Here is a 9,842-nt window from a genome sequence, read left to right on the forward strand (position 1 = left end):
ACGTCGTCCAGGAGGGCGTGGCCAAGACCGTCGTCTCCTTCGCCGCCCTGGACTGCATCCCCTGCCCCGTCAAGGAGCAGTGCACCAGCTCACGACAGGGCCGCCGGCTCAGCCTCTACCCCCGTGAGCTCACCGAGGCCATCCGCGCCGCCCGCGCCCAGCAGCGGGACGGCACCTGGCAACGCGACTACGCCCTGCGGGCCGGGGTCGAGGGAACCGTCCGGCAAGCCACCCACACCACCGGCCTACGCCGAGCCCGCTACCGCGGCCTAGGGAAGACTCACCTCGACCACACCACCAGCGCCGCCGCCCTGAACCTCATCCGACTCCACGCCTGGTGGAACGGCAGACCCCTCGACCGCGCCAACCACAGCCATCTCGTTAGGCTACAACTCAGCCTTGCAGCATGAGAGTTGGAGTTAACCACCAAGATCGGGCAGGGCCGAGCTGGAGAAAATCTGCTACCTCCGCACCGTGCGCCTGTTTCTGGCGGTCGGTGCCGACCCCAACACCCGCAGCCCCGGCGACAGGACCCCGCTGACTGGGCTGCCAGCAGCGACGACGCCCACGCCCTCCAGGACCTCGTCGAGGGCTTCAACCGGGTGCCTGATCGGGTCGAAGTCGTTCAGGCTGACCACCTGAAGCCGTAAGCCCCGCCTACCGCACGGCTACCGATAGTCGCTCACGAGCGCGACAAGCGCGTCCAGTATGCGCAAAGTCTCGGCCTCCGGCTGAGTCGGCAGCGAAAGCGCCACGCGGTAGACCCCCGCCTCCGCATACGCGGAGATGAGTTCGGGCCTGGGTGACACGGACGCCACCATCACCGGCACATCCCCGGCGACCTCCGCCAACCGGTTCAACTGGGACCGGACCCGGGCCGGGTGGCCCACCGAGTGCGGCATCCAACCATCGCCGTGCGCCGCCACCCTGGCCAACGCTGCCTCCCCATCACCACCAATATAAATGGGCGGATGCGGATGTTGTACCGGCTTGGGCCAAGAGAAAATGGGGTCGAAGTCAATGTACTCGCCGTGGAACTCGGCCTCGTCCTTGGTCCAGATCTCCTTGATCGCGGCCAGCTGTTCGTTCAGCAGCCTTCCCCGCGTGCGTGGATCGGTGCCGTGATTGCGCATCTCCTCACGACTCCAGCCCGCACCCACCCCGAAGATCACCCGCCCGCCAGACACCAGGTCCAGGCTGGCGACCTCCTTCGCGGTATGAATCACATCCCGCTGGACCAGCAGAGCTACTCCGGTTCCCAGCAACAGGTCGTCGGTCACGGACCCGGCCGCTGTCAACGCAACGAACGGGTCGAGCGTGCGGTAATACACCCCAGGCAACCCACCACCCGCAGGAAACGGCGTCTCTCGCCTCACTGCAACATGGCTGTGCTCGTGCAGGAAAAGCGAATCGAAACCGCGCTCCTCCAACGCCCTACCCAGCGCGGCAGGCCGAATGCCCTCGTCCGTCAAGAACGTCGTGACACCGATCTTCATACCACAAGTGAACCACGCCCCTCGCGCCTGTCCCCTGCCACCGTGACGGGACCGCGGAGTCGCCACGAGGAAGGTGAGACTCCCCGCTCTGCGGGACGTACCGATCAGCCGGCCAGGGCGGGATCGCTGGTATCAGGCTCACTGCTTCGGTCGCCACTTGGCTGGAGTAGTGCTTCTCCCCGAACGCGATGGGGCTGAACCGCTCCGGGATTCCCCTGTCTCGCTCGGCACCGTCACCAACACCGCCACGCACTCGTGGACCCTCAGCGAAGACACCGGTACAACAGCGGCCGACTGCGCCGCCGGCTCGGCCTCCGACCGCGCCTCGCCCGGCCCGACCGCCCATGCTCGCAACCCTCGCCCAACACCTGCCGCCCCGCCTGCGCAGGCACCGCTTGCGGGGGTCGTACCGACTATCCGGATCCGCCGGTTGTGATGGCCTGCTCCACGAGCACGGCATGCGGCCTGACCTCGACAGATGAGGTATCCGACAAGGGCAACGCCATACGTGAATCGGGCGACGGTTCCACTGGGTGAGGTTTCTGGCACCTACACCCTCTTGTCATACCCGAACGAACGTGCCTAGGTTGTGGCCCACACAAGGTGTGATCACACCTGTTGTGATCACACTGGTGCGGACACTCAAGGGGTGGAAGTCGTGAACACACAAAGGATCAACGTGGCCACGGTCAACGACGAGGTGTATGACCGTCTGCGGCAGTCGATCACCTCTGGCAGTCTCCCACCCGGCGTAAAGATCTCGATTCGTTCGGTTGCGAATACCTTCGGTGTGAGCACGATGCCCGTTCGCGAGGCCCTGCGCATGCTGCAAGCCGAGGGTTTCGTGTACTTCGAACGGCGCAGCATTACTGTGGCACACCTGTCCGAGGTGCAGTTGGCGCAACTTTTTCAAATCCGACTCCGACTCGAGCAACTCGCTTCGGAGTGGGCCATCGGTCGTGTGGGGGTCGACGACATCATCGATCTTGAAGGCATCCTGCACAAGATGGATCGGGATGACATAGGAATCGAGGAATGGCGCTCCCTCAATCGGGATTTCCATTGCCGATTCTATGAGCTGTCCCGAAGTCCACACCTGCTGGATTTGATCACGAACATCTGGGGCAAGCTCGAGCCTTACATGACGATCTACGCGTCGACCGTAGTAGATTTCCGTGAGGCTCATGCCCAGCACCTCAAGATCCTGGAAACGATTCGGTCGGGCGATCTCCCCCGACTTCTGGCTGAGATCGAGAATCATCTCACCTACACTGCGCAAACCGTGTCACAGGCTCTCGAGCGAGAGTAATCCACAAGGGAGAGGCTGTGATTCCCCTGCCCTGAAAGCGACTTCACATGCCCAAAGCTGATGCTGAATTCCTTGACGGTGAATACGAAAACCAACCCGTTCCGCCGGACAAACGCCGATCACTTATGGCGGTCACGAGCGTTTGGGCGGGCTTCCCCATGATCATCACTGGTGCAGTCACCGGCGCGACTCTCGTGCACGGACTAGGGTTCAAGCGTGGCCTGCTGGCAATGGCCATTGGCAACGCGCTGCTGCTGATCTACGTCGGAACTCTGAGCGCGCTGGCGGCGAAAAAGGGAGTCAGCTTCTCTTTTCAGGCGTCTCAGACCTTTGGCCGGTCCGGCTACATCGTGTGCTCGGCGTTGCTGTCCACCCTGGTGCTTGGTTGGTTCGCCGTACAGACCGGCCTGATCGGTGCGAGTATTTCGCAATCTTTCGGAGTCGATTCCACTTTCATTGTCATACTCGCCGGCGTGCTTTTCACCGTGAGCACGTTGGTCGGTATCAGGGCGCTCTCGGTCATTGGGGCAATATCCGTTCCACTGTTCCTCGCTCTCGGGATATTCGCAGCTGTGGATTCTTCGAGTAATGGCGCACCGGTCTGGAACTATTCTGGTGATGGTTCCCATTCGGTGGCGCTCGGAGTCGGCGTTACGCTCGTCTTCGCACTGTTCGCCGACTCCGGCACGATGACCGGGGACTTCACACGCTGGGCGAAGAATACTCGGCACGCCTGGATCGCCACGGCTTCAGCATTCCCTGTTGCCAATCTCATTGCCATGGTCATCGGTGGAGTGGTCGCGGCGGCCAGCAAGAGCGCCACGGGCGACGTGTTCGGGATCATCGTGAACCGTGGTGGAGTCTTCGCGGTGATCGCAGTAATATTTCTGTTCATTAATCTGGGCTCTGTGTGCATTCATTGCCTGTACAACTCGGCAATGGGATGGTCAACGATCCTGAAGAGGAAGATGAGAGTGCTGACAATCTTCCTGGGAATGATCGGTGTGATCATCGCGGCCCTGGGGATCTGGAACTATTTCATCGACTGGCTGAATCTACTAGGAGTGATCGTGCCGCCGATCGGCGTGATCATCGTGGTTGATCAGACATTGGTCCGCCGGGGTGGGCGGGACGCGATTCCTCGTGTGCGCTGGCAGCCTTTCACTGCGTGGGCCGTCGGATCCGGCCTCGCTCTTGTCGCGAATTACTGGGCGCCAGGCGCATCCACGGTACTGGTGGGTCTGATCAGCGCGGGCATCACGTACTACCTACTTCATTTGTTCCCCGCCTCGAAGACGGAACCGGAGCAGGTTCTCGTCTCGGCCAGCACGAAATGACAGGATATTCAATGAATACCTTCGAAGAACTCACTATCGACGGGTTCCACACGGCGCTGAGGAATCGGCAGATAACCTGTGTCGATGTCGCCGAATGGTATCTGGCAAGAATCGCGTCGCACAACAATTCCGGTGCTCAGCTCCAGGCTATTGTGACGGTCAATCCGCATGCCTGCGATGAGGCCGCCGCGGCCGATGCGTACTTCGCGGCGACCGGGAGGCTTTCAGGTCCTCTGCATGGAGTTCCCGTACTCGTGAAAGATCAGGCCGAGACTGCGGGCGTGCGGACGACTTTCGGTTCGCAACTTTTCGAGGACTACATTCCAGAAGTCGACGCAACTCTCGTCACGAAGCTGAGGGAAGCCGGCGCTGTCATCCTCGCGAAGACTTCGATGTGCGATTTCGCGGCAGGCTGGTTCTCCTCATCCTCGATGACCGACCACACCAAGAACCCTTACAGCTTGGCCCGTGAATCGGGCGGTTCCAGTTCGGGTACGGGCGCAGGCGTGGCAGCAAACTTCGGACTTGTTGGAATCGGCGAGGACACCGGCGGATCCATTCGGATTCCCGCCTCGTTCAACAATCTGTTCGGCCTGCGTGTCACGACCGGCCTTGTCAGTCGCGCAGGTTTCTCTCCGCTGGTGCACTTCCAGGACACTCCGGGACCGATCGGGCGCACGGTCGCGGACGTCGCACGATTGCTCGACAGTATCGTGGGATTTGATCCCAAGGATCCGCAAACGGCTGTGTCCTGGCCAACGAGCGGGGGTTACACTGACGCGCTGGCCCGGGAAATCCCGCTGAACGCATGGCGGATCGGTGTGCTGGAAACAGGATTCGGTAGCGACGGGAATCCGGATGCCGCGCCAGTCACCCGTGTCATCCGATCGGCGATCGCGCATCTCGAAGAGCTCGGCGTACCCACCGTTCCTGGACTCAAGATTGATGATCTCTCTGATTGGATCACCAATACCTCTGTCTACACAAGACAGTCCAAATCGGACATCAATCATTTCCTCGCACAGCGGTCCCAGGTTCCGGTGAAGAGTTTCCGTGACATCTATGAAAGCGGTGTGTTCCACCCGCTCAACGATCTCTTCCATGGGATCGCCGGCGGTCCCGAAGATGTCGAGGGCGATGCGGAATCAGCGCTTCTTCGGCTCAACCAGGAGCGCTTCCGTCGGCTGGTACTTGGTATCTTCGCTGCCCACCGGCTCGATTTCCTGGTCTACCCCACGGTGCAGGTGATCCCTCCGACTCGCGAAGAGCTTGCGTCCGAAAAGTACAGCGCGCTGGCGTTTCCCACCAACACGGTCATCGGTTCTCAAGCCGGATTGCCGGCACTCACCGTTCCGGCGGGATTCACCCCGGACGGACTTCCCATTGGCATGGAGATTCTCGGCACTCCGCTGGCGGAGGCCAAAATCTTGCAGTTCGCACATGCCTGGGAGAAGTCCATGCAACCGCGAAAGACGCCGGTCCTGTGAGCACACGAACGGTCGACCTCAATGCGGATCTGGGCGAGAGCTATGGCGCCTATCGCTACGGTGCGGATGAAGCGATGATGAAGCTCATCACATCTGCAAACATCGCATGTGGCTTCCATGCGGGCGACCCGCTCGTGATGCAAGAATCAGTCCGTATGGCATACGAGCATGGCGTCCGGATCGGTGGCCACGTCGGCCTGCCTGACCGGCTCGGCTTCGGCCGACGAGAGATTGCCATCTCCGCATCTGACGCCTACGCCTACACCATGTACCAACTCGGCGCACTCGACGCGTTTCTCAGGTCCGACCGAATTCCCATGTCACACGTCAAGCCGCACGGTGCGCTGTACATGATGGCTGCCAGAGATACGGAAATCGCCGAGGCCGTAGCACGATCCGTCGCCGACTTCGATGACGCCCTGGCGATCTATGCCCTTCCGGATTCGGCCCTCACGATGGCCGGAAAGGCCCTCGGCCTGCGAGTCGTCGGTGAATTCTTCGCCGACCGACCGTACGACGGAACGGAGGTGACCATGTTCAACTGGACGTACGGCCAACTTGGATCACCCACGGATGCCGCGGACCGGGTCACTGAGATGCTCACCGACCCTCGGTTCGCCACAGTGGAGACAATCTGCGTGCACAGCGACACACAACAGGCGGCGCTGATCATGGCCGAGGTACGTAGACGACTCGTCGCCGACGGACACAGCGTGGCCTGAGGCTTCTGAGTCACGAATTCGCTTCAGCTGTCCCGCGAGGGATTCGACGATGCCGCCTGCCCTCTGCCGTCCTGGTCCAGGTGTATGGATTCGGTTCGGTTCTGTGTTCCCAAAATCCGTCCGGACACTCCGGGCCGGCATCCAAACCTGATTCGCTGGGCGGTGCAGGGAACCGATCCTCTACGTCAGCGGAGTTTGGGCGCGCACAAAGTTGTGAGAGTCAATGAGGAGTGTTGCGATGAGCAGCAATGAGAGCCTGGCTGATCTGCTGCACGAGGAGCATCGCTTGGCCCCGTCGGCCGAGCCGGCTGCGGACGCTGAGCGGGCCGGGGAGGACCGGCTGGCCTTCTGGGCGGAGCAGGCCCGTCGGCTGACCTGGGTGACCGATCCCCAAGAGACCCTGGACTGGTCGAATCCCCCGTTCGCCAAGTGGTTCGCCGACGGCGAGCTCAATGTCGCGTACAACTGCGTGGACCGGCATGTGGAGGCCGGCCACGGCGATCGGGTCGCCCTGCACTTCGAGGGTGAACCCGGCGACAGCCGCGCCATCACCTATGCCGAGCTCAAGGACGAGGTGAGCCGAGCGGCCAACGCCCTCATCGAGCTGGGTGTCACCGCCGGGGACCGGGTCGCGGTCTATCTGCCGATGATCCCGGAGGCCGTGGTCGCGATGCTGGCCTGCGCCCGCGTCGGCGCCGCCCACTCCGTGGTCTTCGGTGGGTTCTCCGCCGACGCCGTCGCCTCCCGTATCCAGGACGCCGATACCAAGCTCGTCATCACCGCCGACGGCGGCTACCGCCGGGGCAAGCCGTCGGCGCTCAAGCCCGCCATCGACGAGGCCGTCGCGCGCTGCCCGCAGGTCGAGCACGTCCTGGTGGTGCGCCGCACCGGCCAGCAGACCCCGTTCACCGAGGGCCGGGACGTGTGGTGGCACGAGATCACTGCCCGGCAGTCCGCCGAGCACACCCCGGAAGCGTTCAACGCCGAGCACCCGCTGTTCATCCTGTACACCAGCGGCACCACGGGGAAGCCGAAAGGCATCCTGCACACCTCGGGCGGCTACCTCACCCAGGCCAGCTACACCCACCACGCGGTGTTCGACCTGAAGCCGGAGACGGATGTCTACTGGTGCACCGCCGACATCGGCTGGGTGACCGGCCACTCGTACATCGTCTACGGACCGCTGGCCAACGGCGCCACCCAGGTCCTCTACGAGGGCACCCCGGACACGCCGCACCAGGGGCGCTTCTGGGAGATCGTGCAGAAGTACGGGGTCACGATCCTCTACACCGCACCCACCGCGATCCGCACCTTCATGAAGTGGGGCGACGACATCCCCGCCCAGTTCGACCTGAGCAGCCTGCGGGTGCTGGGCAGCGTCGGCGAACCGATCAACCCCGAGGCGTGGCTCTGGTACCGCGAGCACATCGGCGGCGGCCACTGCCCGATCGTGGACACCTGGTGGCAGACCGAGACCGGGGCCATAATGATCAGCCCGCTGCCGGGCGTCACCGAGGCCAAGCCGGGCTCCGCCCAGCGCGCACTGCCTGGCATCTGCGCGACCGTCGTCGACGACGAGGCCAACGAGGTACCGAACGGCTCCGGCGGCTACCTGGTGCTCACCGAGCCCTGGCCGTCGATGCTCCGCACCATCTGGGGCGACGACCAGCGCTACCTCGACACCTACTGGTCACGCTTCCAAGGCCGCTACTTCGCTGGTGACGGTGCCAAGAAGGACGAGGACGGCGACATCTGGCTGCTCGGCCGCGTCGACGACGTGATGCTGGTGTCCGGCCACAACATCTCCACCGCCGAAGTGGAATCGGCCCTGGTCTCGCACCCGAAGGTCGCCGAGTCGGCCGTCGTCGGCGTCACGGATGCCACCACCGGACAGGCCATCGTGGCGTTCGTCATCCTGCGCGGTACCGCCGCGGACTCCCAGGAACTGGTGACCGAACTGCGCGACCACGTCGCACAGACGCTCGGTCCGATCGCCAAGCCGAAGCAGATCATGGTCGTCAACGAGGTCCCCAAGACCCGCTCTGGCAAGATCATGCGCCGCCTGCTGCGCGACGTCGCAGAGAACCGCGAACTCGGTGACGTCACCACCCTCACCGACTCCTCGGTCATGGACCTCATCCGCGCCGGTGTACTCGGCCGCTGAGCGTGCCTGTACGCGAACATCCTGCTCAGCACTGCGTAATAAATGGTTCCTCGTACGAAATCCCCGACGGGATGCGGGACATCAGGTCCCCTGCCGACTTCTCCGTGGAAAGGATCAGCCTCGATATGCGCATCGTCCTCATTGGGCCGCCCGGTGCAGGCAAGGGAACTCAGGCCCGGTTCATCGCTTCGAAGCTACGGATACCCTCTATGTCGACGGGCGACATCTTCCGCAGCCATGTGGGCCGTGGCACTTCGCTCGGGCGCGACGCCAAGCGGTTCATGGACGCGGGTGAACTCGTGCCCGACGAGATAACGATCGACATGCTTCGTGAGCGCTTGGCGGAGCGAGACGCCACCAACGGCTTTCTGCTCGACGGCTTTCCGCGGAATGCCGCCCAGGCCCAGATCCTCGACGAGATGCTCGCCGAGGCAGGAACCGGGCTGAACGTCGTGCTGGAGCTGACGGCTGCCGAGGCCGAAATAGTTCGACGATTGTCGGGCCGTCGGCAGTGTCGGGCCCACGGCCACGTAACTCACACAGATCTGCTGCGTGACGCAGACTTGTGCAATCTCTGCGGCAGCAGGCTCTACCAGCGCGATGACGACCGGGAGGAAGTGGTCCGCCACCGGCTTGAGATCTACCGAGCGCAGACCTATCCCCTGGTCGGCCACTACACCCAGCGCAACCTGCTCGTGACGGTCCGGGCCGAGGGCCCCTTCGACGAGGTCACCGACCGGGCCATGGCCGCTCTACGGGTCCTCGATGAGTAGGGTCGGGGACTTGCACCAAGCACGACCATCGCGGTCAGCGCAGCATCAACGCGCAGATCGGGCTGAAGGTGCCTGCTGATGTCGTCCGTGCCAAGTGCCGCCCCTACATGCATCACGGCCGACCGGTCCGGCGGACTGAACGCACGGTCAACAGCGACTTCTCCATCGTCGCCCAGTATCAGGCGGAGTTCCGCGGGATCGCCGGTTACTACCAGTTGGCGTTCAACCTTCACCGTCTCGGACGGCTCAAGTACGTCATGGGGCGGTCCCTGGTCAAGACGCTGGCGCGGAAGTACCGCGTCCGCGTCCCCAGGATCTATGCCCGCTACCGGGCCGTACTGGAGACCGAGCGAGGTCCCCGCCGGGGACTTCAGGTCACCGTCGAACGTGGTGAAGGGCGAGCGCCGTTGGTGGCGCAATGGGGCGGGGTCTCACGGGCGCGCAAGACCAGGATCGGCCGTCTCGACGATCATCCGAAGCAGGTGTGGAACAGCGGACGCAACGAGATCGTCAAGCGTCTGCTTGCCGACACCTGCGAGATGTGCGGGTCCCAT

General features: G+C 63.2%; 9 protein-coding genes. 8 read left to right on the forward strand and 1 reads right to left on the reverse strand.

Going from position 1 to position 9,842, the window contains the following annotated elements; all coding sequences use genetic code 11:
* Positions 1-410, forward strand: a 410-nt coding sequence (locus ACWDA7_RS46420; protein ID WP_450613420.1) for a transposase, incomplete at its 5' end; no start/stop codon positions are given.
* Between the two features lie 258 nt (positions 411-668).
* Here ACWDA7_RS46420 and ACWDA7_RS46425 read toward each other — a convergent pair.
* Entirely contained in the window at positions 669-1,496 is an 828-nt protein-coding gene (locus ACWDA7_RS46425) for an LLM class F420-dependent oxidoreductase (protein ID WP_450613422.1), read from the reverse strand.
* A 649-nt stretch (positions 1,497-2,145) separates the two neighbouring features.
* Here ACWDA7_RS46425 and ACWDA7_RS46430 point away from each other — a divergent pair.
* From ACWDA7_RS46430 to ACWDA7_RS46460, 7 genes are all read left to right on the forward strand, one after another.
* Positions 2,146-2,805 (forward strand): GntR family transcriptional regulator, encoded by a 660-nt coding sequence (locus ACWDA7_RS46430; RefSeq protein ID WP_450613424.1) that lies wholly within the window; start codon positions 2,146-2,148, stop codon positions 2,803-2,805.
* A 47-nt stretch (positions 2,806-2,852) separates the two neighbouring features.
* Positions 2,853-4,142 (forward strand): cytosine permease, encoded by a 1,290-nt coding sequence (locus tag ACWDA7_RS46435; protein WP_450613426.1) that lies wholly within the window; start codon positions 2,853-2,855, stop codon positions 4,140-4,142.
* 11 nt (positions 4,143-4,153) lie between these two features.
* Positions 4,154-5,629 carry an amidase gene (locus tag ACWDA7_RS46440; RefSeq protein WP_450613427.1) on the forward strand — a complete coding sequence of 492 codons (1,476 nt, stop codon included), beginning with the start codon at positions 4,154-4,156 and terminating at the stop codon, positions 5,627-5,629.
* A complete protein-coding gene (locus ACWDA7_RS46445; protein ID WP_450613429.1) occupies positions 5,626-6,351 on the forward strand; it encodes a 5-oxoprolinase subunit PxpA in 726 nt (241 codons plus the stop codon). The genes ACWDA7_RS46440 and ACWDA7_RS46445 overlap by 4 nt, the downstream gene beginning before the upstream one ends.
* A 238-nt stretch (positions 6,352-6,589) precedes the next feature.
* Positions 6,590-8,515 carry an acetate--CoA ligase gene (gene acs / locus ACWDA7_RS46450; protein ID WP_450613431.1) on the forward strand — a complete coding sequence of 642 codons (1,926 nt, stop codon included), beginning with the start codon at positions 6,590-6,592 and terminating at the stop codon, positions 8,513-8,515.
* 125 nt (positions 8,516-8,640) lie between these two features.
* A complete protein-coding gene (locus ACWDA7_RS46455) occupies positions 8,641-9,288 on the forward strand; it encodes an adenylate kinase (protein WP_450613433.1) in 648 nt (215 codons plus the stop codon).
* Between the two features lie 107 nt (positions 9,289-9,395).
* A partial coding sequence (locus ACWDA7_RS46460; protein ID WP_450613435.1) for a group II intron reverse transcriptase/maturase occupies positions 9,396-9,842 on the forward strand: 447 nt, incomplete at its 3' end.

It is taken from the genome of Streptomyces sp. NPDC001156, assembly GCF_053598275.1.